The sequence below is a fragment of the Streptomyces sp. NPDC037290 genome, assembly GCF_055603245.1.
In genome coordinates, this window is record NZ_JBVJVZ010000011.1 from 187,201 (window position 1) to 208,279 (window position 21,079).

A 21,079-nucleotide genomic window follows, 5' to 3' on the forward strand; every position below is an offset into this window, starting at 1 on the left:
CATGAACCGCGACGAACGGGTCCTGCACGAGCTGGTGTCCGCCTACGGGCAGACGTACGCCGAGGAGGCGGGCATCAGGCTGAAGGACACCCCGCAGCCGCTGTACCGGCTGCTCGTGCTGGCCCTGTTGCTCAGCGCCCGGATCCGGGCCTCGGTCGCGGTGGCCACCGCGCAGGCCCTGCACGAGGACCACCTGGACAGCCCGCGCCGCATGGCCGAGGCCGACTGGCAGCAGCGGGTGGACGCGCTCGGCCGCGGCGGCTACCGGCGTTACGACGAGCGCACCGCCACCCAACTCGGGGAGGGCGCCGAGCTGTTGCTGGACCGCTGGGCCGGGGACCTGCGCCGGCTGCACGAGGAGGCGCACGGCGACACCGGCGAACTCAGGCGACTGCTCCAGGAGGAGCCGGGGGTCGGCCCGGCCGGCGCCGACATCTTCCTGCGCGAGGCACAGCGCGTGTGGCCCGGGATCGCGCCCTACATCGACGGCAAGGCGCTCGACGGAGCGCGGCGGCTCGGGCTGCCGAAGGACCCCGAGAAGCTGACGCGGCTGGCCGGGGACGCCGAACCGGCCTCCCTCGCCGCCGCGTTGGTGCGCGCCGCACTCGACAAGGAGGTGGCCGAAGACTGTCTCCGCCGCACCGGATGATCGTGTCAGACTGCTCCTCGCATCGGGTGGGAGCGAAGGAGCAGCACACGTGACGGGGACCGGACCGGCCGCGCAGCACATCGACACCACACGGCCGCATCCGGCCCGGGTGTACGACTGGTTCCTCGGCGGCAAGGACAACTATCCCGTCGACGAGCAGCTGGGCCGCAGCATCATGGCGATCGACGAGGGCGCCGGCCGGGCGGCGCGCGCCAACCGGGCGTTCATGCACCGGGTGACGCGCACGCTCGCCGAGGACGGCGTCCGCCAGTTCCTGGACATCGGCACCGGCATACCGACCGAGCCGAACCTGCACCAGGTCGCCCAGGCCGTGGCGCCCGACGCACGCGTGGTCTACGTCGACAACGACCCGATCGTGCCGGCCCACGCGAACGCGCTGCTGCGCGGCACGCCCGAGGGCGTCACCGAGTACGTACAGGCCGACGCGCGCGATCCGCGGGCCATCCTCGAACAGGCCGCCCAGGTCCTGGACCTCGGTCGGCCGGTGGCCCTCTCCCTGATCGCGCTGCTCCACTTCGTCCCCGACGCGGACGGCGCCCACGAGGTGGTCTCGACGCTGGTCGACGCGCTGGCGCCGGGCAGCCTGCTGGTGCTGTCGACGATGACGGCCGACTTCGAACCGGAGAACGTCGAGAAGGGCATCGCCGCCTACGCGGCGGGCGGAGTGACCCTGGTCGCACGCTCCCGGGACGAAGTGGCCGCGTTCTTCACGGGACTCGACCTGCTGGAACCGGGCGTCGTACCGGTCGACGCGTGGCGCGCGGACGGGGACCCGCACGGTGCGGGACCGGTCTCGCTGTACGGAGCCGTGGGCCGCAAGCCCGGGCGCTGACGCACGGACCCGGTGCCCGGCCGGCCGCCGGGTCACAGGCCGAGGACGCGGGAGATGGTCCGCAGCACTCCGTCCTCGTTGTTGCACGGGGCCAGGTGGCGGGCCCGGCGGACGACCTCCGGGTGGGCGTTGGCCATGGCGAAGGACCAGTCGGCGGCGTCGAGCATCTCCAGGTCGTTGAGGTAGTCGCCGAAGACCATCGTCTGCGCCCGCGTGACGCCGAGGGCCCGCTGCAGGCCGCGCAGCGCGCTGCCCTTGTTGGCGGTGCGGTTCATGACGTCCACCCAGTGCTCGCCGGAGACGACGACCTGGTGGGTGGCGGCGAACTCGGCGAGGGCCGGGGCGGTGGAGTGCTCGGCGGGCCCGAAGTCGAACAGCGCGACCTTGATCACGTCGTCCTCGACGGCGGTGACGTCCTCGACGATCCGGTGCTCGACGTAGTACTTGCGCACCTCCGCCAGGAACGCCTCGTCGGTCCGCTCGACGTACGCCGACCGCTTGCCGCACACCACGGCGCCGACGTCCACACCGGCCGCCACCAGCCGCCGTACCGTCCGCGCGACACCGGCGGCCACGGACGGCTCGAGGGTGTCGGAGCTCAGCTCCACCCCGTCACGGACCACGTAGGTGCCGTTCTCCGCGATGAACACCATGCCCTCGGCGACATCCGCGAACTGCCCGGCCAGCGTGGCGTACTGCCGGCCGCTCGCCGGGCTGAACAGCACCCCGCGCCGGCGCAGCTCGGCGAGCATCGGCCACAGGCCGTCGGGGATCCGCTTGGCGTCGTCCAGCAGCGTGCCGTCCATGTCGGTGACGATCAGCCGGATGTCGGCGGGGCCCGCGGGCAGGCCGGGGACGTCCAGGAGGGGGGCGGGCGTGGCGGGCATGTCCTGCTTCCGGTCGGGGACGGCGTACCGGTCCAGTGTTCCTCATGTGCCGGGGCGCCCCTTCGGCCGCCCCGAACCGCCCGGGGTACGCGTTTGCGGGACAGCGCGATCAGCGGGCGGCACAATGACGGCGGAGCACCGAGAAGCGGAGAAGGGCGGCGACGTGACCGAGGGCCACTCCCCGGCGGCCGGACCGGTGAAGCTGAACACCTCCGTGGCGCACAACGCCCGGGTGTGGAACTACTGGATCGGCGGCAAGGACAACTACGACGTCGACCAGCGGGTCGGTGAGCACGTCGCCGGGATGTTCCCGGTGATCCGGGCGGTGGCCCGCGCGGACCGGGAGTTCCTGGCCAGAGCGGTGCGGTTCCTCGCGGCCGAGCGCGGGATCCGGCAGTTCCTGGACGTCGGCACCGGCCTGCCGACCGTGGACAACACCCATGAGATCGCGCAGCGGATCGCGCCCGAGTCCCGGATCGTGTACGTCGACAACGACCCGATCGTGCTCGTGCACGCCCGCTCCCTGCTCACCAGCTCCCCCGAGGGCGTCACGGACTACGTCGACGCCGACGTCCGCGACCCGGACGGCATCCTGCAGCGCGCCGCCGAGACCCTGGACCTGACCCGGCCGGTCGCGCTGATGATGCTCGGCATCCTGAACTTCGTGCTGGACACCGACGAGGCCCGCGACATCGTGCGGCGGCTCATGACGGCGCTCCCCTCGGGCAGCCACCTCGTCCTCACCCACCCGACCCACGACGCCGACGTGGGCGGTGAGGGCAACGTGGCCGCGATGGAGTTCTGGAACGCCAACGCCACCCCGCCGATCACCGCCCGCAGCCGCGCGGAGATCGCCGGCTTCCTCCAGGGCCTCGAACCGGTCGAGCCGGGTCTGGTGCCCTGTTCGCAGTGGCGCGCAGGGTCGGCGTCCGCCGCCGCGGTGCCGCAGTTCGGCGCGGTCGCCGTGAAACCCTGACACCGGCCCCGGGCCGCCCCGCCGAGGAGGACGTGAGCCGAGGAGGACGTATGACCACCCTTGCCGACCCCGTGCCCGGCGGGCGTCCGGAGGATCTGCGCCGGGTCGCCGCACTCACCGCGCACCTCGCCGCGAGGGACGTGCGCGGGATCGTGCTGGCCTACGTGGACACCGCGGGGGTGTGCCGGGTGAAGACGATCCCGACGGCGCGGCTGGAGGCGGCGGTGTCCTGGGGTGTCGGCATGTCCCCGGTGTTCGACACCTTCCTGGCGAACGACTCGATCGTCACCACCGACGTCCTCGGCTCCCCGGACGGCGACCTCAGGCTCTACCCGGACCTGGACCAGCTGGTCGCAATGGCCGGGCAGCCCGGCTGGGCCTGGGCGCCCGTGGACCGGATCACCCAGGAGGGCGAGCGGCACCCCGGCTGCGCCCGGACCCTTCTGCGCCGGATCGTCGCCGGCGCCGCCGAACGGCACGGCCTCACCTTCGAGGCGGCGATCGAGGTGGAGTGGGCGGTCGGGCTGGGCTCGGCACCGTCCGGGGAGTTCGTGCCGGCGGTGTCCGGTCCGGCGTACGGGGGGATCCGGCAGGTGGAGCTGAGCGACTACTGCGCCGAGCTGCTGGCCGCGTTCGCCGCGCAGGGCGTGGACGTCGACCAGCTCCACCCCGAGTACGCGGCGGGGCAGTTCGAGGTCTCGGTGGGCGCCCTGGACCCGGTGGCGGCGGCCGACCGCAGCGTGCTGGTACGGCAGACGGTCCGGGCGGTCGCCCAGCGGCACGGTCTCAGGGTCTCGTTCTCGCCCGCGGTGTCCGCCGAGGGCGTCGGCAACGGCGGTCATCTTCACCTGTCCTGCTGGCGCGACGGTACGAACCTGTACGCGGGCGGGGAGCGCCGGTACGGCATGACGCCGGCGGCGGAGTCCTTCACCGCCGGGATCCTGGCCCGCCTCCCGGCGCTGACGGCGGTCACCGCGCCGAGCCCGGCCAGCTATCTGCGGCTCAGACCGTCGCAGTGGGCCGGGGTGTTCACCGCCTGGGGCCGGGAGACCCGCGAGGCCGCCCTGCGGATGGTCACCGGCACGGCGGGCCGCGGGGCGCGGGACGCCAACCTGGAGGTGAAACCGGTCGACCTGGCCGCCAACCCCTATCTCGCCCTCGGCTGTGTCATCGCCGCCGGCCTCGACGGGCTCGGCTCGTCCCTCGGCCTCCCGGCGGAGATCACCGGCGACCCGGCCCGGTACGGCCCGGACGAGGCGGCGGCCCTCGGCGTGCGGCGGCTGCCGCGGTCCCTGTCCGAGGCCGCCCGGGAGTTCCGCACGGACCAGGTGCTGCGGGCCGCGCTGGGCCCGGTCCTCGCGGACGCGGTGACCGCCGTACGGCTCGGCGAGGCGGCGGCCGTCGAGGGCCTCGACGACGAGCGGGTGGCGGCGGCCTACCGCTGGGTGTACTGACCGTGGTCACGCCGGGACCGGTCCACGAGGCCCTCGCCGAGCTGGAGCTGGTGGACCATCACTGCCACGGCGCCGTGACGGCCGACCTCGCGTCCGCGGAGTTCGCGTCGCTGCTGACCGAGGGCGAGGCCTGGCCCGGCGTCTCGCCGTTCGACACCCCGGCGGGCGTGGCCGTACGCCGCCACTGCGCGCCCCTGCTGGACCTGCCCCGGCACGCGCCGCCGGCCGACTACGCGGCCCGCCGCTCGACCCTGGGCTGGCAGGAGGTCAACCGCCGTTTCCTGCGCGCCGCGCGGGCCGGGGTGTTCCTGGTGGACACCGGCTACGCGTCGCACCCGCTCACCTCCCCGGCCGAGCTGGCGGACGCCGCCGGCGCCGCCGCCTTCGAGGTCGTACGCCTGGAACAGGTGGCGGAGGCGGTGGCCGCGCGGGGCGTGGAGCCGGACGGGTACGCGGCCGCCTTCCGGACGGCGGCCGAGGAGGCCGTACGCCGGCCGGGCGTGGTCGCGGTGAAGTCGGTGGCCGCCTACCGCACCGGCTTCGCCCTGGACCCGGCCCGGCCGACGGACACCGAGGTGACCGGCGCCGCCCGGCACTGGCTCGCGGACGGCGGCCGCCTCGCCGACCCGGTCCTGGTACGGCACCTGCTGTGGACCGCGGTGGACCTGGGCCTGCCCCTGCAGCTGCACACCGGGTTCGGGGACGCCGACCTGCGGCTGCACCACGCCGATCCGGCCCTGCTGACCGACTGGCTGCGCCTGCTCCCCGGCAGGGTCCCGGTGCTGCTGCTGCACTGCTGGCCGTACCACCGCCAAGCCGCCTATCTGGCCGCGGTGTTCGAGCAGGTGTACCTGGACGTGGGTCTCGCCCTGCACCACACGGGCCCGGCCCGCTGCCGGGCCGTGCTGGAGGAGGCGCTGGAGATCACCCCGTTCCGCAAACTGCTGTACAGCTCCGACGCCTACGCAGTGGCCGAATTCCATCACCTCGGCGCCCTGTGCTTCCGCCAAGGGCTCGCCGATCTGCTCCAGGCCCGCCTCGACGCGGATGAGCTGAGTCTGCCCGACGCCCTGCGGATAGCGGCCTGGACGGGCCGTGACAACGCCCGACGCCTCTACGGACCGCCCGTGTCCGACGACGACCCGGCCCGTGACCCCGGCAAACGCCCCGCCCGGAAAGTATGATCAAGCAATGTCTGACATGACCGAGACGACGCCCGGCTGGCTGACCACGGACGAGCTGGAAATGGCCAGGGCCCGGATGCCGATCCTGTACGTCGAGGCCGTGCCCGTGCGCGTGGACGACAGCGGCGAAGTCACCAGCATCGGGCTGCTGCTGCGGATGGGCCCCGAGGGGACGGTCAGCCGGACCCTCGTCTCCGGCCGCGTCCTGCACCACGAGCGGGTCCGCGACGCCCTGCTGCGCCATCTGGAGAAGGACCTCGGCCCGGTCGCGCTCCCCCGCGTCCCGGCGTCCCTGCAGCCCTTCACGGTCGCGGAGTACTTCCCCACGGCGGGCATCACGCCGTACCACGACCCACGCCAGCACGCGGTGTCCCTCGCCTACATCGTCCCCGTGACCGGCGACTGCCGTCCCCGGCAGGACGCGCTCGACCTCGTCTGGTTCAGCCCGCAGGAGGCCGCCTCCCCCGCCGTGCAGAGCGAGATGCCGGGCGGACACGGGGTGCTGCTGAAGCAGGCACTCGCCCATGTGGGCCTGACGTACTGAGGCCGGCGGCCCGGCGGCCGCCCGACCCGCCTGTCTATCAGGCCGGTCGGGCCGCTGACCAGGGCTTTCCGTGCCCCGTTCAGGTCGCGTTCAGGTTCGCCGCCACCCGTGGCAACAGCTGCACCAGAAGCCCCAAAACAATGGCAAAGGGGGCTGGGGAAAGCACAGTTGGACGTGCCAGGGTGCGGGCCATGAGCACAGAGCACGTCCTGGACGACCGGCCTCGCGGGAACGCCCGCGCGCGCATACGCGAGAGCGCGACGAAGGTGCCGGAGGTCACCGTCTACTTCTGGATCATCAAGGTCCTCACCACCGGCATGGGCGAGACCGCCTCCGACTTCCTGGGGCACACTCTGGGGCCGATCCCGGCGGTCGGTCTCGGCGGTCTGGCCTTCGCGGCGTCACTCGTGCTGCAGTTCACCGTCCGCCGGTACGTGGCCTGGGTCTACTGGACGGCGATCGTCATGGTCAGCGTGTTCGGCACGATGGCCGCGGACGCGCTGCACGTCGCCGTCGGCGTCCCCTACACCCTGTCCACCCCGCTGTTCCTCCTCGCCCTGGCCGCCGTCTTCGCGCTCTGGTACAGGACCGAGCGCACGCTGTCCATCCACTCGATCCGCACCCGGCGCCGCGAGGTCTACTACTGGGCGGCCGTCCTCGCCACGTTCGCGCTGGGCACGGCGGCGGGCGACCTCACCGCGACGATCGGCCTGGGCTACGTCGGCTCGGTCGCGCTGTTCGCCGTCGCGATCTGCGTCCCGGCCCTCACCCACCGCGCGGGCCTGCTGGGCGCGGTGACCGCGTTCTGGACGGCGTACGTCCTCACCCGCCCGCTCGGCGCGTCCCTCGCCGACTGGATGGCCCTGCCGACCCGGCGCGGCGGCCTGGACTGGGGGCTTGGCCCGGTGACGCTGTCCTGGACGGCGGCGATCGTGGGCTTCGTGGCGTACCTGGCGGTGTCGCGCCGGGACACCCAGCCCCTGTCCTGACGCGGAGGGTCGAAGGGTTCCTGTCAGAGCCTTCGCCGGTCTCCGCCCCACCCACCCCCGCGCCGAGGACCACCCCGTCGTGTCCCCGGTCGCGTACCCGGTCTCGCTCCCGGAGTGCAGGCAGCCGTCATCCGTGTCCTCCGGCGGGCTGCACCGCCCCGGCGGCCCGGGCGAGGAGTTCCGCGCGGGTGACGGCATCGGTGCGGGTCGACGGGACGGTGCAGGCGTGAGCGCCGGCGATCGCTCCGTACAGGGCACAGCGCCGCGGGTCCTCGCCGTTCAGCCAGCCGAGCAGGAAACCGGAGGCGAACGCGTCGCCCGCGCCGTTGGTGTCCACCACCGGGGCGGGGGGCGTGACCGTCGGTACGTGCGTCACCTCGCCGTCCGCCAGCAGGCGGGCGCCCTCGGCGCCGGCGGTGGCCACGACGATCCGGGCCCGGCCGCGGGCGGCGATGTCGCGCATCGTGCGCTCCGGGTCGGCCAGGGCGGTGGCGGACACGAAGACGACATCCGCCTGCAGGGCGAACGGCTCGTGGTACGGGTTGACGCCGTCCCAGTTGTGCAGGTCGGTCGAGAGGGTGACGCCGGCCTCGCGCAGCACGGGCAGCGCCTGCGCGCAGGGGTGGGTGATGACGACGTGCGCGTGGCGGCTGGCGGCGGCGAGCCCCCGTACCGTCGCCTCGGGCAGCCGGTCCGACGCATGGGCGCGGGTGTCGTCGTAGAGGGACAGCCGCCGCCCGTCGGGTCCGACGAGATTGACCGCGCGCCTGGTGCCCGCGGACTGCGGGATCGCGGTGAGGGGAATGCCGTGGTCACGGTGGAGGGCGCGGACCAGGTCTCCCTCGTGGTCGTCGCCGATCATGTCGAGGTGATGGGTGCGCAGGCCCAGCGCGGTCAGTCCGAGCGCGACGAAGTCGCCGCTCTGCCCCGCGCGGGTCGTGATTCCGGGCCGGATCATGTAACTGTCGCAGAACGGGAGCGGCAGTTCGGGGACGTGGACGATCGTGTCCACGCCCGCGCCCCCCAGGACCAGGACGTCGATGTCGGTGGCCATCGGGATCCTCTCGGGCTGTCGTCGTCAGCCGAGTCAAACAGCGGGGCGGGGGCGCGGCAAGAACTTGCTGAAACTTTCGGCAAGTGCCTCGCGACGGGTGGCATCGCCCCCCCCCGAACCCGAAGAAGCCCGCCGACCTGGATCGATGATCCACGTCAGCGGGCTTCGCCGTTCTGTCGGGACGACAGGATTTGAACCTGCGACCCCTTGACCCCCAGTCAAGTGCGCTACCAAGCTGCGCCACGTCCCGATGCCGTTTGACCTGGGGTTTCCCCGGTCGAAACGCGCAGGGAAACAATACCGCACTCGGATCGGTGGGCGCGCCTCACTTTCCTGGTTGACCTCAAGCTTGGTTGAGGTTGCACGATCACGGCATGACGATCACCGCGGATGACGACCGCACGTACGGCTACGACGACCTGCCCGGCCTGATGAGTCTCATGACCGGCGACGAGAAGCACGGCCCGGCGGCCACCTCCACGCTCGACGTGCTGTGGGTGCTCTACGACCGGGTGCTCCGGGTCACGCCGGAGCAGCGGGAGCATCCGGGCAGGGACCGCTTCCTGCTGAGCAAGGGGCACGGGCCGATGGCGTACTACGCGGTACTGGCCGCGAAGGGATTCGTGCCACAGGAATGGCTGCCCGGGTTCGGGGCGTACGACTCCCCGCTCGGGCATCACCCGGACCGGGTGCTGGTGCCGGGGGCGGAGATCGGCAGCGGGTCGCTCGGACACGGGCTGCCGATCGCCGTGGGCACCGCGCTGGGGCTGCGGGCGCAGGAGCTGCACGACCCGGCGGTGTGGGTGCTGATCGGGGACGCCGAGCTGGACGAGGGCAGCAATCACGAGGCGATCGCCTTCGCCGGGCCCGCGGGCCTGGAGCGGCTGCACGCCGTGGTCATCGACAACTCCTCCGCCAGCCATGCGCTGCCCGGGGGGATCGCGGCACGGTTCGAGGCCGCGGGATGGTCCGCGGTGACCGTCGACGGGCGCGACCACGAGGCCCTGTACGCAGCGTTCACCGCGCCGCATGCCGGGCGGCCGCACGTCGTCGTGGCCCGCGTCGAGCCCAAGAACGCCTGACCGTCACCCGCTCCTCCCTCTCTCGCTCTCCTGCTCTCCTGCTCTCCGGAAAGGGCACCTCCTCATGGACACCATGCGCGACCGTTTCGCCCCCGTCGTCTCCCGGCTGCTGGACGAGGACCCTCGGGTCGCGGTCGTCCTCGCAGAGATCGGCAAGGACGGCTTTCGCGAGGCCATGGCACGGCATCCCGACCGGGTGATCAACGTCGGTATCCGCGAGCAGCTCCTGGTCGGAGCCGCGGCGGGGCTGGCGCTCACCGGGCTTCGGCCGGTCGTGCACACCTTCGCCAGCTTTCTCGTGGAGCGGCCGTTCGAGCAGGTCAAGCTGGATCTCGGGCACCAGGACACCGGGGCGGTGCTGGTGAGCGCGGCCGCCTCGTTCGACTGGCCGGCCGGCGGCTACACGCACATGGCCCCGGGCGATGTGGCCCTGCTGGACACGCTGGAGGGCTGGACCGTGCATGTGCCGGGGCATCCCGACGAGGCCGAGACGCTGCTGCGCCACGCGGTGGCCGCGGGTGACGACAAGGTGTACGTACGGCTCTCGGTGCAGGCCAACCGGGAGGGCCGGGAGATCGACGGCAAGCACTTCGTGACGGTCCGCGAGGGCCGCGGCGGTGTGGTCGTCGCCGTGGGCCCGCTCCTGGACTCCGTCCTCGCCGCCACCGAGGGCATGGACGTCACGGTCCTCTACGCGACGACGGTACGGCCCTTCGACGCGGCCGGACTGCGCCGGGCCACCGGGACGGCGGGCACCGATGTCGTACTGGTCGAGCCGTATCTCGCGGGAACGTCGACGGGCGCGGTGAACGAGGCACTCGCGGACGTCCCGCACCGGGTGCTGGGCCTCGGCGTCGGCCGCCGCGAGCTGCGCCGCTACGGCACGGTCGAGGAACACGTGGCCGCCCACGGCCTGGACCCGGCGGGCCTGCGCGAGCGGATCGGGCGGTTCGCGGCGCCGGCCCGTCGGACCGCTTGAGCACGCGGCGGCGCGGGGCACCTGCACGGACCTGCGCTCAGCGGGTGGCTGCGCGCGCGTCGGCGCGGACCAGGTCACGTACCGCGGGCACCGCGAGCAGGGCCGCGGCCACCGCCAGACTCGCCGCGGCCGAGACCAGCAGGACGTGGCCGGCGCCGAGCGCGTCGGCCGCCGGGCCGGCGAGGGCCTGGCCCACCGGCATCATGGCGAGGGAGCCCGCCACGTCGTAGGCGTGGATGCGGTTGAGGACGTCGGGCGGGACCTGCGTCTGCACGCTGGTCGCCCACATCACGCCCCAGAAGGACATCCCGGCGCCTGCCACGGCCGCACCGGCCGCCATCGCCGGTACGCCGAGTCCCGCGCCGACGGCCGCCGGGAAGCCGAAGAAGGCGAACAGGGACAGGGCGCCCGCACGGAGCATGCGGCGGGGCCGCAACCGGAGGGCGAGCAGGCCGCCGACGACCGTGCCCGCGCCGAGGGCGGAGTTGACCAGGCCGTAGGCGCGCGGGCCGTGGTGCTGGACGACCTCCGTGGCGACGAGGGGGACGCTCGGGCCCCAGACGGCGATCATGTACAGGCACCAGACGGCGATCACCGCCCACAGCCAGGTCCGGGACCGGAACTCCCGCCAGCCCTGGACCAGATCGGCCCGGAAGGCGCGCATGCCCCGGCCGGTGGCGGCATGCGCGGCCCCTGGCAGCGCGGGGAGCCGGAGCAGCAGCAGACACAGGGCGCTGACCGCGTAGGTGGCGGCGTGCGCGGCGAACACGCTGCCGGGCGAGGCGAACCCGGCCAGCAGGCCGGCGACGGCGGGGCCGGCGAGCTGGGCGGCGGACTCGGCGATGCGGATCGCGCCGTTCGCGCCCTGGACGTCGGCGGCCAGCCGGGGCACCGTACTGGCCACGCCGGGCTGGAAGACCGCGCCCGCGACGCCGTTGACCGCGCCGATGGCGCAGATCTGCCACAGCACCACGTGCCCCGCGAAGAACAGGCACGCGGCGAGGGACTGGGTGACGAGCCGGACCAGATCGGCGCCGATCATCAGCCGGCGGGTGCTGAACCGGTCGGCGACGACCCCGCCGAAGACCACAAGACCGGCGAACGCCGCCGCCGTCGAGGCCATGGCGAGGCCGACCGCGCCGGCGCCGTACCCGTGCTCCAGCAGGCCGGCGGCGAGGGCCACGGGCAGCATGGTGTCGCCGAGGCGGGCGACGGCCCGGGCCACGAAGAACAGCGCGAAGTCCCGTGACCAGACGGCCCGCCCGCCGGGCCCGGCCGCGCCCGCCCCCCGCGCGGTGATGTCGTGCCGTGCGCCCGTTCCCCTCATCGCGGATGCCCCTCCCCGCCGCCCCTGCGGTGTTCCACCACGGCTGTGCCGCGCGGGATCATGCCATGGGGACCCCGCCCGCACCGGGGATTTTCACTCCCCGGGCGGCAGCCCCAACTCGGGGTGGGCGTCGAGGAGTCGGGGCGGGGCGGCCTGCCGCCAGGAGTCGGCGAGGATGTCGCGCAGCTCGTCCTCGTCCTCCAGCGCGGCGAGCCGGGCTCTGACCCAGGCGAACTGGGCCTCGTGGTCGGCGATCCAGAACTTCTCCGGTTCGGCCGCCACCAGTTCGTCGCGCTCCTCCTTGGGGCAGCGCACGGCGATGGACGTCTCGTCCTCGGGCAGGGTCGCGAACATCTTCCCGGCCACCCGGAACGTGGGCATGCTCCAGGCGGTCTTCTCGGTGGTGTCCGGCAGGGACAGGGCGATACGGCGTACGTCTTCTGCGTCCGGCATGCAACGCACCGTAGCTCCTGCCACTGACAGTCATCCTCCGAACCGCTTGCAGTACACCGTGGTGGGCAGACCGGGTCGCGGAAGCCTCACGCCTCCTGCGCCGCCCGCGCCAGCGCCTCCAGCACCGGACGGATCAGCGGGTGGCCCTCGGCGCCGCGCCGTACGGCGGCGAAGACGCGGCGGGTCGGAGCCACGCCGTCGACCGGACGTACGACGACGCCGGTGAGGTCCATGCCGTTCAGCGCCGAGCGCGGTACGAGGGCCACGCCGGCGTCGGCCGAGGCGAGGGCCACGACGGCGCGGAAGTCGTCGGAGGAGTGCTCCAGGCGGGGCTGGAAGCCTGCGTGTTCACAGGCGAGGACGACCACGTCGTGGCAGGGATTGCCGGGGTACGGGCCGATCCAGGAGTCCTTGGCCAGCTCGGCGAGGGGGATCTCGACGGCGTCCGCGAGGCGGTGGCCGAGGGGTACGACCGCGTCGAACGGCTCGGCGTACAGCGGGACATGGGCGAGCCGGGGGTCGTCGGCGGGCGGGGCGCCGCGGTACTCCACGGCGACCGCCACATCGACCTGCCGGTCCAGCACCATGGGCAGGCTCGCGTCGCCCTCGGCGTCCTGGACGCGGATACGGATGCCGGGTGCCGAGTGGGCGAGCCGGGCCACGGCCGGGGCCACGACCTGGGCGATGCCGGTGGCGAAGGCGGCGACGGTGACCGTGCCCGCCTCGCCCGAGCCGTACGCCGCCAGCTCCGCCTCGGCCCGCTCCAGCTGGGCGAGGACGGCGTTGGTGTGGCTGAGCAGGATCTCACCGGCCGGGGTGAGCCGTACGCCCTTGGCGCTGCGCTCGACCAGCCGGTGACCGGTCTCCTGCTCCAGGGCCGTGAGCTGCTGGGAGACGGCCGAGGGGGTGAGATAGAGCGCGGCGGCCGCCGCGGTGACCGTGCGGTGGTCGGCCACCGCACGGAGGATGTGGAGCCGCCGTGCCTCGATCATGTCCTCGATTATCCCAGGGCGATCCCCCTGGTCAGGCCGCCAGCTCGGCGCGGGCCGCGACGAACGCGTCGACCGCGCGGTTGACGTCGTCCGTGGAGTGCGCGGCGGACAGCTGGACGCGGATACGGGCCTGGCCCTGCGGGACGACCGGGTAGGAGAAGCCGATCACGTACACGCCCCGCTCCAGCAGCAGCTCGGCCATGCGGCCCGCCTGCGACGCGTCACCGATCATGACGGGGGCGATGGCGTGGTCGCCGGGGAGGATGTCGAAGCCCTCCTCGGTCATCCGGCGGCGGAACAGCGCGGTGTTCTCGGCGAGCCGGACGCGCAGGTCGTCGGCGGACTCCAGCAGGTCGAGGACCTTCAGGGAGGCCGCGGCGATCACCGGGGCGAGGGTGTTGGAGAACAGGTACGGGCGCGAGCGCTGGCGCAGCAGGGCGACGATCTCGGCGCGGGCGGCGACATAGCCGCCGGAGGCGCCGCCGAGGGCCTTGCCGAGGGTGCCGGTGATGATGTCGACGCGGTCCATGACGCCGTGCAGCTCGGGGGTCCCGCGGCCGGTGGGGCCGACGAAGCCGACGGCGTGCGAGTCGTCGACCATGACCATGGCGTCGTAGCGGTCGGCGAGGTCGCAGATCTCGCGCAGCGGGGCGACGTAGCCGTCCATGGAGAAGACGCCGTCGGTGACGATCAGCCGGCGGCGGGCGTCGGACGCCTCCTTGAGCTTCCTCTCCAGGTCGTCGAGGTCGCGGTTGGCGTAACGGAAGCGGCGGGCCTTGGACAGGCGGATGCCGTCGATGATGGAGGCGTGGTTGAGGGCGTCGGAGATCACCGCGTCCTGTTCGCCGAGCAGGGTCTCGAAGACACCGCCGTTGGCGTCGAAGCAGGAGGAGTACAGGATCGTGTCCTCCTGGCCGAGGAACGCCGAGAGCCGGGCCTCCAGCTGCTTGTGCACCTCCTGGGTGCCGCAGATGAAGCGGACGGAGGCCATGCCGTAGCCCCAGCGGTCGAGGGCCTCGTGGGCGGCGGCGATCACCTCGGGGTGGTCGGCGAGGCCCAGGTAGTTGTTGGCGCAGAAGTTGAGGACCTCGCCGGGGCGGCCGCCGGCCGAGACGTTGACGGTCGCGGACTGCGGGGTGTCGATGACCCGCTCGGGCTTGTGCAGGCCGGCGGCCCGGATCTCGTCGAGGGTGGCGCGCAGGTCGTCACGGACGGTGTCGAACATGGGGGTCTCTCCTGAAGGTGCTTGCTGATCGGGGGAGTTACGCGGTCCAGTCGAGGATGACCTTGCCGCCCGTGCCGCTCGCGGCGTCGGCGAAGGCGGCCTCGTAGTCGCGGAAGCCGTAGCGGCCGGTGATCACGGGGGCGAGGTCCAGGCCGCCCTCCAGCAGCACCGACATCGCGTACCACGTCTCGAACATCTCGCGGCCGTAGATGCCCTTGATGGTGATCATCGAGGTGACGATCCGGGCCCAGTCGACCGGGAACTCCTGGGCCGGCAGGCCGAGCATGGCGATCCGGCCGCCGTGCGTCAGGTTGGCGATCATGTCCCGCATGGCCTCGGGGCGGCCGGACATCTCCAGGCCGATGTCGAAGCCCTCGCGCAGGCCCAGCTCCCGCTGGCCGTCGGCGATCGTGGACTCGGAGACGTTCAGGGCGAGGCTCACCCCTATCTTGCGGGCCAGCTCCAGGCGCTCCTCGCTGACGTCGGTGATGACGACGTTGCGGGCACCCGCGTGCCGGGCGACGGCGGCGGCCATCAGGCCGATCGGACCCGCGCCGGTGATCAGGACGTCCTCGCCGACCAGCGGGAAGGACAACGCGGTGTGCACGGCGTTGCCGAACGGGTCGAAGATCGCGGCGACGTCGAGGTCGACGGGGACGCGGTGCACCCAGACGTTGGACGCGGGCAGGGCGACGTACTCGGCGAAGGCACCGTCGCGCCCGACCCCGAGGCCGACGGTGGCCCGGCACAGGTGACGGCGGCCGGCCAGGCAGTTGCGGCACTTGCCGCACACCAGGTGTCCCTCGCCGCTCACCCGGTCGCCGATACGGATGTCGCTCACGTCCCGCCCGACCTCGACGACCTGCCCGACGAACTCGTGCCCGACGACGAGCGGCGTGCGGATCGCCTGCTGCGCCCAGCCGTCCCAGGCCCGGATGTGCAGGTCGGTGCCGCAGATACCGGTCCGCATGACCTTGATCAGTACGTCACCGGGACCGATCTCGGGCTCCGGGACGTCCGTCAGCCAGAGTCCCGGCTCCGCCTTCTCCTTGACCAGCGCCTTCACTCGTGCGGCTCCTGTGGGTGAGATCCCGGCCCACGGGCACGCCGAAGGAGCCCGCACCGGGTCAGAGGGGTGGAATCACCCTGCAATCTGCCGTATGCGCGGGCCACGGGTCCATCGAGCTTTTCTTAACCGCCGCCACAGGTTTCCTTCACACCCCTTGTGCCGCCTGGGCGAGCGGGCCCTCGTCGGCCCTCACAGGGGAAGACCGTCCTCGGCGCTTCGTTCGAGGCGTACGACGAGGTCGGCGGCCAGCGCCTTGATGGCCTCCAGGCCGGACCTCCCCCAGGCCCGGGGCTCGGTGTCGGCCGCGCACACGGTGCCGAGCGCCATGCCGGAGCTGTCGATGAGCGGCGCGCCGAGATAGGAGCGGATGCCGTACTCGTCCACGACCGGGTTACCGGCGAACCGCGGATAGTCGCGGACGTCCTCGAGCACCAGTGCTTTGCGACGGACCACCACATGGGGGCAGAACCCGTGGTCGCGCGGCAGGACGCGGCCGAGCTCAGGTCTGCTGCCGTCCGCCCGGAGGAACGGCGCGACGGCGGGGACGCACAGCCCTGCGAAGAACTGGAGGTCCTCGCCGATGAAGTTGACCATGGCGTAGGGCGCGCCGGTGAGCCGCGCGAGATGCTCCGCGAAGACGTCCAGCGCCGGGTCGGGACGGTCCACCAGGCCGAGCAGCCGCAACCGGTGGACACGTGCGGGGGCCTCCTTGTCCTCGGGGGTGAGCAACAGCCCCCGGACCGGCCGGGGCGGCTCGTACGTCATGGCCGGGCTCCGGCGCTGTGGGCGTACCTCATATAGCGGCTCCGTGGGCGGTAGGGCGGGATCACATGTGGGCGCCATGGCTCGGCGCGGGCGCCGGGGCATGGGCGAGGAGGTGGCGTACGAGGGTGAGCAGGGTCTGTACGCCGGAACTGGAGATCCGGGCGTCGCAGCGGACGACCGGGACGCCCGGGTCGAGGTCGATGGCGGCACGCACCTCCTCGGGGTCGTAGCGGTAGCCGCCGTCGAACTCGTTGACGGCGACGATGAATCCGAGCCCGCGCTCCTCGAAGAAGTCAACGGCCGCGAAGCAGTCCTGCAGCCTGCGGGTGTCGGCGAGGATCACCGCGCCCAGCGCACCCTCGGACAGCTCGTCCCACATGAACCAGAACCGCTCCTGGCCCGGTGTGCCGAACAGGTACAGCACATGGTCCTGATCGAGGGTGATCCGGCCGAAGTCCATGGCGACGGTGGTCTCCATCTTGTTCTCGACGCCGTCGAGACTGTCCGTGCCGACGCTGACCGTGGTGAGCAGCTCCTCCGTGCTGAGCGGCGCGATCTCGCTGACCGCGCCCACGAAGGTCGTCTTGCCGACCCCGAACCCGCCCGCCACCAGGATTTTCAACGCGGTGGGGAACGGGTCAGAGCTGTCGTCGTAGTCCATCGAGCACTGCCTCCAGCAGAGACCGGTCAGTGGGTGTGTGGTGGAAGACGGGGGGCTTGGTGGTCAGCGCCCCGCAGTCGACGAGGTCCGAGAGCAGCACCTTGGTGACCGCCGCGGGCAGTTTGAGATGCGCGGCGGCCTCGGCGACCGAGACGGGTGCCCGGCACAGGTCGAGCGCCTGGGCGTGCTCGGGTCCGAGGTAGCCGAGCGGGGTGACGCCGGTGGCCATCACCTGCGACATCAGGTCCAGGGCGATGCTGGGCTCGGTGCGTCCGTTGCTGACCGTGAACGGGCGTACCAGCCGTCCGGCCGCCTCGTCCAGCCAGGGCCCGTCGCCGGCTGCGGCCACGCTCAAGGCCTCGTCGCCGTGGGTTCGACGGCGGGCTGCCGGGGCGCGGTCACCAGGTAGGGGCGGACGCTCTTGACGAGCATCGCCATCTCGTAGCCCAGGACGGCCGCGTCGGCCTCACGTCCCGCGAGCACGGCGAGGCAGGTGCCGGAGCCGGCGGTGGTGACGAACAGCAGGGTCGAGTCGAGCTCCACGACGACCTGGCGGACGTCCCCGCCGTCGCCGAAGCGGACGCCCGCGCTGCGGCCGAGTGAGTACAGGCCGGAGGCCAGGGCCGCCATGTGGTCCGCGCTGTCGATGTCGAGACCGTGCACGGACTTCACGAGCCCGTCACAGGACAGGAGCACCGCGCTGGTGGTGTGCGGTACACGCTGTACGAGGCCGCTCAGCAGCCAGTCGAGGTCGGACGCGTGGGCGGTCGGCGCATCGCTCGCCATGGTGGATCGACTCCTTGGGGTACGTAAGGCCTGTGGGAGCGCTGGGTGTGGGGCGGTTCGGGTGGTGGGGGCGGGTGGGGGTGGGTAGGTGCGGGTGGTCATCCGGCCGGGGCGCTCCCGTCGGGCCGGCCGGCACCGCGGGCACCGTCGGATGTGGGCGCGGGGGTGCGCTCCTGGGATATGAGGGGCGGGTTGCTGTGATCCGCACCCATGTGGGTCGAGCCCGTGTGGCCCGGGCCCATGTGGTCAGACTGCCGCGCGCGCGTCGGCTCGGCCAACTGCGGTCGTGCGGGGCGGAGATGATGGTGGGTCGGGTGGGGGGACTCAATGTGGGCCCCGTCCACATGGGCCGCGTCCACGTAGGCTGACTCCGTGTGGGCCGAGGCTGTGTGGGACGGGTCCATGTGGAGTGGGGCCGCGTGCGACGGATCCATGTCGTGCATGTCCATGTGGCCTGAGCCCATGTGCGTGGAGCCCAGCTGACTGAACCCCGGCAGGCTGAAATCCGGAAGGCTGGAGTCCGGGTAGCTGGAGTCCGAGTGGCTGAAATCCAGGTGGCCGGAGTCCAGATGACCGAAGTCCAGATGGCTCGACTCCAGCGCGGCGGGCTCCTGGCTCTCCATGTGCTGCTGCGCCTCGGCGAGTCCGATTCCGCGTTGGAAGGCAGCCATCAGCCCGGGGTCGTGACCCGGGACGGTGTCGGCGTCCTGACGGGGCGCGGGGCCGCCGCGCAACTGCGGGACGATGTGCTCCTGGGCACGGCGGCGGGGCAGCGGGGGCTTGCTCATGGTGCCCCGCACGGTGTTCCCGGTGCGGGGCGTGGGCAGCACGCCCCTGTGGGCCTCGACCGCCGCCCGGTCCTCGGCAGTGATGCCGGGCACGGCCGCGGCGGGGGTGGCCCGCTCCTGTCGGGCGCCCCGCACCGGAAGCGGGGCCGGGACACCGCCGTCCCGCCCTCCGTCACCGCCGCCCGCGCCGCTCTCGGGGACGCACCGCCCGCTGCCGCGCTGGGCGTGTCGCCGCCGCCCGGTCACCGGAGCCTGGCCCGCATCCGAACCGGCGGCCCCGCCCGCTGGGGCGAGCGGGGCCCCAGAGGCGGGCGGAGCGTCCCCTGCGCCTGCCCCGGCACGGTCGACCTGCGCGGGGCTCGCCTCGCCGGGCCGCACGCCAGGCACCGACGCGGGCCTGGCCACAGGGCCCCGCACCTGTCCGGCCCCGTGCCCGTGTCCCTGCTCCGGCGCAGCCACGAGCCGCTGCCCCTGCGGATGCCCTTGGGCATGCCCCTGGTCCTGGAGCCGTACGTGGGGTGCCGTGCCGGTGTCCGCAGGAGCGTGCGGCTGGACTGCACCCGTTCCGGCGACCGCGCCGGGCACCCCGGGCGCCCCGCCCAACAACGCCTGCGGGACGACGAGTACGGCCTGCACACCGCCGTAGATGTTGGTCTGCAGGCGCACATGGATGCCGTGCCGCCGGGCGAGTTGGGAGACGACGTAGAGGCCGATGCGGCCGTCGGCCAGCAGGCTGGCGACGTTGACCTGGTCGGGGTCGGCGAGCAGGGCGTTCATCCGGTTCTGTTCACCGACGGGCATGCCGAGCCCGCGGTCCTCGACCTCCACGGCGAGTCCGGAGGCGACGAGGCCCGCGCGGAGCAGCACCTGGGTGTGCGGGGCGGAGAACACCGAGGCGTTCTCGATGAGTTCGGCGAGCAGGTGGATGACGTCGGCGACGGCGTGGCCGCGCAGCTCGCCGTCGATGGGCGGCACCAGCTTCACCCGGGAGTACTGCTCGACCTCGGCGATGGCGGAGCGCAGCACCTCGGTCATGCTGACCGGGTTGCTCCACTGGCGCCGGGAGACGGCACCGCCGAGCACGGCGAGGTTCTCCGCGTGGCGCCGGATGCGGGTCGCCAGGTGGTCCACGTGGAAGAGGCCCTTGAGCAGGTCGGGGTCCTCGATCTCGTTCTCCAGCTCGTCGAGGATCGAGATCTCCCGGTGCACGAGCGACTGCAGCCGGCGCGCGAGGTTGACGAAGACCTCCAGCTTCTGCTCGCTGCCCGCCTGGCTGGAGAGCTGGGCGGCGCGCACGACGGCGGTGACGGCGCCGTCGTGCGCACGGGCCAGGTCGGCGGCGAGCAGTTCGAAGTCGTCGGCGTCCTCGGGCGGCCGGCGGCGCGCCGAGCACGGCGGCGGGGTCTCGCCCTGACGCAGCGCGTCCACCAGGGCATGCAGGTCGGCCTCGCCGCGCGCGGCGGTACGGCGCAGCGCGTCGACGCGGTCGGAGACCGAGCGGGCGGCCCGGTCGGCGGCCACGGCGGCGATGAGGATGCCGGCGACGGCCACGGTGGCCGCTCCGGCGAGTACGGCCCACAGGACGGGGCCGGTGTGTGCGCCGGTGGAGCGGATGCTGAACAGGACGGCGGCGGTGGCGCTGAGCGCGACCGCGAGGGGCGGCAGCACGGCGAGCCGCATGAGCTGGGGCCGTATGGGCGTCTCGCGCAGTGCGGGAGCGGGTCGTCCGACCGGTCGCCCGTGCCGGCCGCCCTCGCGGCGGTCGGCGCGGGTGGCCGGTGCTCGGAGGTGAGACATCTGCGTCCTCGTACTGGTCCGTCGGGCCTGGTCCTCACGCGGTGCGCGAGGCGGGCATGCGTCAACGCGGCGTCGGCCGACGGAACCGGCGAATCCGGCCCCGCGACGCGACGGCCACTCACAGTAGTCGCCTGCGCATCATGTGCGGTGGGCAGTTGACAAAAGCACCCGAGGAGCGTCCCGCTCTGGTATGAAGCGTCGTACGACAGACCGATTACCTGGCCAGGAGCGGTGCGGGGGATCCGAAAGAGATCGGTGAGATCCGCTCAGAATCGGTCACGACGGCAGTTGCAGGCACGCCATGATCACCCCTCGCATCGTGACGCAGAGTATTACCTCTACCCCTAGCTGAAGAGAGAGAAAGGTGACGCCGCTCGTGCCGCACCGCGCGCCGGCCGGCGTCCCCGTCGCCCAGTTCTTGCCGTACCTGGGCGACTACATGCGTTCTTCTACCACTGGACCCCCTAGCTCCTGGGAGCAGCGGGGGGGGGGGGGGGGGGGGGGGGGGGGGGGGGGGGGGGGGGGGGGGGGGGGGGGGGGGGGGGGGGGGGGGGGGGGGGGAACG

Annotated in this window: 21 protein-coding genes and 1 tRNA gene; 9 read left to right on the top strand and 13 right to left on the bottom strand. The window is 73.0% G+C overall.

All coding sequences use genetic code 11. The annotated features are described in order from the left end of the window. The first annotated feature begins 1 nt into the window (after position 1). Together ACZ7HQ_RS31985 and ACZ7HQ_RS31990 are read left to right on the top strand one after the other, a co-directional pair. Entirely contained in the window at positions 2 to 649 is a 648-nt protein-coding gene (locus ACZ7HQ_RS31985; RefSeq protein ID WP_470997447.1) for an HhH-GDP family DNA glycosylase, read from the top strand. 49 nt (positions 650 to 698) lie between these two features. Next, positions 699 to 1,502 (top strand): SAM-dependent methyltransferase, encoded by an 804-nt coding sequence (locus tag ACZ7HQ_RS31990; RefSeq protein WP_470997449.1) that lies wholly within the window; start codon positions 699 to 701, stop codon positions 1,500 to 1,502. Positions 1,503 to 1,534: 32 nt separating this feature from the next. Here the strand turns inward: ACZ7HQ_RS31990 and ACZ7HQ_RS31995 are convergent, their stop codons facing one another. Then, positions 1,535 to 2,389, bottom strand: a complete 855-nt coding sequence (locus ACZ7HQ_RS31995; RefSeq protein ID WP_470997452.1) for a Cof-type HAD-IIB family hydrolase — start codon at positions 2,387 to 2,389, stop codon at positions 1,535 to 1,537. 163 nt (positions 2,390 to 2,552) lie between these two features. Between ACZ7HQ_RS31995 and ACZ7HQ_RS32000 the strand changes: the two genes are divergently transcribed. From ACZ7HQ_RS32000 to ACZ7HQ_RS32020, 5 genes are all read left to right on the top strand, one after another. Beyond that, positions 2,553 to 3,365 (top strand): SAM-dependent methyltransferase, encoded by an 813-nt coding sequence (locus ACZ7HQ_RS32000; protein WP_470997455.1) that lies wholly within the window; start codon positions 2,553 to 2,555, stop codon positions 3,363 to 3,365. 50 nt (positions 3,366 to 3,415) lie between these two features. Continuing rightward, positions 3,416 to 4,819: a type I glutamate--ammonia ligase gene (locus ACZ7HQ_RS32005; protein WP_470997458.1), complete on the top strand. Its 1,404-nt coding sequence runs from the start codon at positions 3,416 to 3,418 to the stop codon at positions 4,817 to 4,819. Between the two features lie 2 nt (positions 4,820 to 4,821). Further along, positions 4,822 to 6,003, top strand: a complete 1,182-nt coding sequence (locus ACZ7HQ_RS32010) for an amidohydrolase family protein (protein ID WP_470997461.1) — start codon at positions 4,822 to 4,824, stop codon at positions 6,001 to 6,003. A gap of 16 nt (positions 6,004 to 6,019) precedes the next feature. After that, complete coding sequence (locus ACZ7HQ_RS32015) at positions 6,020 to 6,547, top strand: NUDIX hydrolase family protein (protein ID WP_470997574.1); 528 nt, start codon at positions 6,020 to 6,022, stop codon at positions 6,545 to 6,547. A gap of 191 nt (positions 6,548 to 6,738) precedes the next feature. Further along, complete coding sequence (locus tag ACZ7HQ_RS32020) at positions 6,739 to 7,536, top strand: COG4705 family protein (protein WP_470997463.1); 798 nt, start codon at positions 6,739 to 6,741, stop codon at positions 7,534 to 7,536. 127 nt (positions 7,537 to 7,663) lie between these two features. Here ACZ7HQ_RS32020 and ACZ7HQ_RS32025 read toward each other — a convergent pair whose 3' ends face one another. Together ACZ7HQ_RS32025 and ACZ7HQ_RS32030 are read right to left on the bottom strand one after the other, a co-directional pair. Further along, entirely contained in the window at positions 7,664 to 8,590 is a 927-nt protein-coding gene (locus tag ACZ7HQ_RS32025; protein ID WP_470997466.1) for an adenosine kinase, read from the bottom strand. 176 nt (positions 8,591 to 8,766) lie between these two features. Then, a tRNA-Pro gene (locus ACZ7HQ_RS32030) sits at positions 8,767 to 8,840 on the bottom strand. A gap of 124 nt (positions 8,841 to 8,964) precedes the next feature. On the opposite strand from ACZ7HQ_RS32030, the gene ACZ7HQ_RS32035 reads away from it, so the two are divergent. Together ACZ7HQ_RS32035 and ACZ7HQ_RS32040 are read left to right on the top strand one after the other, a co-directional pair. Beyond that, positions 8,965 to 9,672 carry a transketolase gene (locus ACZ7HQ_RS32035; RefSeq protein WP_470997469.1) on the top strand — a complete coding sequence of 236 codons (708 nt, stop codon included), beginning with the start codon at positions 8,965 to 8,967 and terminating at the stop codon, positions 9,670 to 9,672. 64 nt (positions 9,673 to 9,736) lie between these two features. After that, positions 9,737 to 10,651, top strand: coding sequence for a transketolase family protein (locus ACZ7HQ_RS32040; protein WP_470997472.1), 915 nt, complete (start codon positions 9,737 to 9,739; stop codon positions 10,649 to 10,651). Positions 10,652 to 10,688: 37 nt separating this feature from the next. Here the strand turns inward: ACZ7HQ_RS32040 and ACZ7HQ_RS32045 are convergent, their stop codons facing one another. The 10 genes from ACZ7HQ_RS32045 to ACZ7HQ_RS32090 form a co-directional block, all read right to left on the bottom strand. Then, on the bottom strand, positions 10,689 to 11,978 hold the full coding sequence (locus tag ACZ7HQ_RS32045; RefSeq protein WP_470997474.1) for an MFS transporter: 1,290 nt from the start codon (positions 11,976 to 11,978) through the stop codon (positions 10,689 to 10,691). A gap of 93 nt (positions 11,979 to 12,071) precedes the next feature. Continuing rightward, positions 12,072 to 12,431 carry an MmcQ/YjbR family DNA-binding protein gene (locus ACZ7HQ_RS32050; RefSeq protein WP_470997477.1) on the bottom strand — a complete coding sequence of 120 codons (360 nt, stop codon included), beginning with the start codon at positions 12,429 to 12,431 and terminating at the stop codon, positions 12,072 to 12,074. Positions 12,432 to 12,517: 86 nt separating this feature from the next. Then, positions 12,518 to 13,423 carry a LysR family transcriptional regulator gene (locus tag ACZ7HQ_RS32055; protein WP_470997479.1) on the bottom strand — a complete coding sequence of 302 codons (906 nt, stop codon included), beginning with the start codon at positions 13,421 to 13,423 and terminating at the stop codon, positions 12,518 to 12,520. 31 nt (positions 13,424 to 13,454) lie between these two features. Beyond that, complete coding sequence (locus ACZ7HQ_RS32060; protein ID WP_470997482.1) at positions 13,455 to 14,648, bottom strand: glycine C-acetyltransferase; 1,194 nt, start codon at positions 14,646 to 14,648, stop codon at positions 13,455 to 13,457. A 37-nt stretch (positions 14,649 to 14,685) separates the two neighbouring features. Next, the gene (gene tdh / locus ACZ7HQ_RS32065; protein WP_470997484.1) at positions 14,686 to 15,714 is read right to left on the bottom strand and encodes an L-threonine 3-dehydrogenase; all 1,029 of its coding nucleotides are present in this window, start codon (positions 15,712 to 15,714) and stop codon (positions 14,686 to 14,688) included. A 192-nt stretch (positions 15,715 to 15,906) separates the two neighbouring features. Then, positions 15,907 to 16,482, bottom strand: a complete 576-nt coding sequence (locus ACZ7HQ_RS32070) for a GAF domain-containing protein (RefSeq protein ID WP_470997486.1) — start codon at positions 16,480 to 16,482, stop codon at positions 15,907 to 15,909. Between the two features lie 61 nt (positions 16,483 to 16,543). Continuing rightward, positions 16,544 to 17,143 (bottom strand): GTP-binding protein, encoded by a 600-nt coding sequence (locus tag ACZ7HQ_RS32075; protein ID WP_470997489.1) that lies wholly within the window; start codon positions 17,141 to 17,143, stop codon positions 16,544 to 16,546. Beyond that, on the bottom strand, positions 17,121 to 17,492 hold the full coding sequence (locus ACZ7HQ_RS32080; protein WP_470997492.1) for a DUF742 domain-containing protein: 372 nt from the start codon (positions 17,490 to 17,492) through the stop codon (positions 17,121 to 17,123). Before ACZ7HQ_RS32080 ends, ACZ7HQ_RS32075 begins: the two co-directional genes overlap by 23 nt. Before the next feature lie 2 nt (positions 17,493 to 17,494). Further along, complete coding sequence (locus ACZ7HQ_RS32085; protein WP_470997496.1) at positions 17,495 to 17,929, bottom strand: roadblock/LC7 domain-containing protein; 435 nt, start codon at positions 17,927 to 17,929, stop codon at positions 17,495 to 17,497. A gap of 98 nt (positions 17,930 to 18,027) precedes the next feature. After that, positions 18,028 to 20,514 (bottom strand): sensor histidine kinase, encoded by a 2,487-nt coding sequence (locus tag ACZ7HQ_RS32090; protein WP_470997498.1) that lies wholly within the window; start codon positions 20,512 to 20,514, stop codon positions 18,028 to 18,030. Positions 20,515 to 21,079: the final 565 nt, after the last annotated feature.

Coding starts and splice junctions, on each gene's coding strand:
- ACZ7HQ_RS31985 (WP_470997447.1), top strand. CDS start 2: ATGAACCGCGACGAACGGGTCCTGCACGAGCTGGTGTCCGCCTACGGG.
- ACZ7HQ_RS31995 (WP_470997452.1), bottom strand. CDS start 2,389: ATGCCCGCCACGCCCGCCCCCCTCCTGGACGTCCCCGGCCTGCCCGCG.
- ACZ7HQ_RS32005 (WP_470997458.1), top strand. CDS start 3,416: ATGACCACCCTTGCCGACCCCGTGCCCGGCGGGCGTCCGGAGGATCTG.
- ACZ7HQ_RS32015 (WP_470997574.1), top strand. CDS start 6,020: ATGACCGAGACGACGCCCGGCTGGCTGACCACGGACGAGCTGGAAATG.
- ACZ7HQ_RS32020 (WP_470997463.1), top strand. CDS start 6,739: ATGAGCACAGAGCACGTCCTGGACGACCGGCCTCGCGGGAACGCCCGC.
- ACZ7HQ_RS32025 (WP_470997466.1), bottom strand. CDS start 8,590: ATGGCCACCGACATCGACGTCCTGGTCCTGGGGGGCGCGGGCGTGGAC.
- ACZ7HQ_RS32035 (WP_470997469.1), top strand. CDS start 8,965: ATGACGATCACCGCGGATGACGACCGCACGTACGGCTACGACGACCTG.
- ACZ7HQ_RS32040 (WP_470997472.1), top strand. CDS start 9,737: ATGGACACCATGCGCGACCGTTTCGCCCCCGTCGTCTCCCGGCTGCTG.
- ACZ7HQ_RS32045 (WP_470997474.1), bottom strand. CDS start 11,978: ATGAGGGGAACGGGCGCACGGCACGACATCACCGCGCGGGGGGCGGGC.
- ACZ7HQ_RS32050 (WP_470997477.1), bottom strand. CDS start 12,431: ATGCCGGACGCAGAAGACGTACGCCGTATCGCCCTGTCCCTGCCGGAC.
- ACZ7HQ_RS32055 (WP_470997479.1), bottom strand. CDS start 13,423: ATGATCGAGGCACGGCGGCTCCACATCCTCCGTGCGGTGGCCGACCAC.
- ACZ7HQ_RS32060 (WP_470997482.1), bottom strand. CDS start 14,648: ATGTTCGACACCGTCCGTGACGACCTGCGCGCCACCCTCGACGAGATC.
- ACZ7HQ_RS32070 (WP_470997486.1), bottom strand. CDS start 16,482: ATGACGTACGAGCCGCCCCGGCCGGTCCGGGGGCTGTTGCTCACCCCC.
- ACZ7HQ_RS32075 (WP_470997489.1), bottom strand. CDS start 17,143: ATGGACTACGACGACAGCTCTGACCCGTTCCCCACCGCGTTGAAAATC.
- ACZ7HQ_RS32085 (WP_470997496.1), bottom strand. CDS start 17,929: ATGGCGAGCGATGCGCCGACCGCCCACGCGTCCGACCTCGACTGGCTG.
- ACZ7HQ_RS32090 (WP_470997498.1), bottom strand. CDS start 20,514: ATGTCTCACCTCCGAGCACCGGCCACCCGCGCCGACCGCCGCGAGGGC.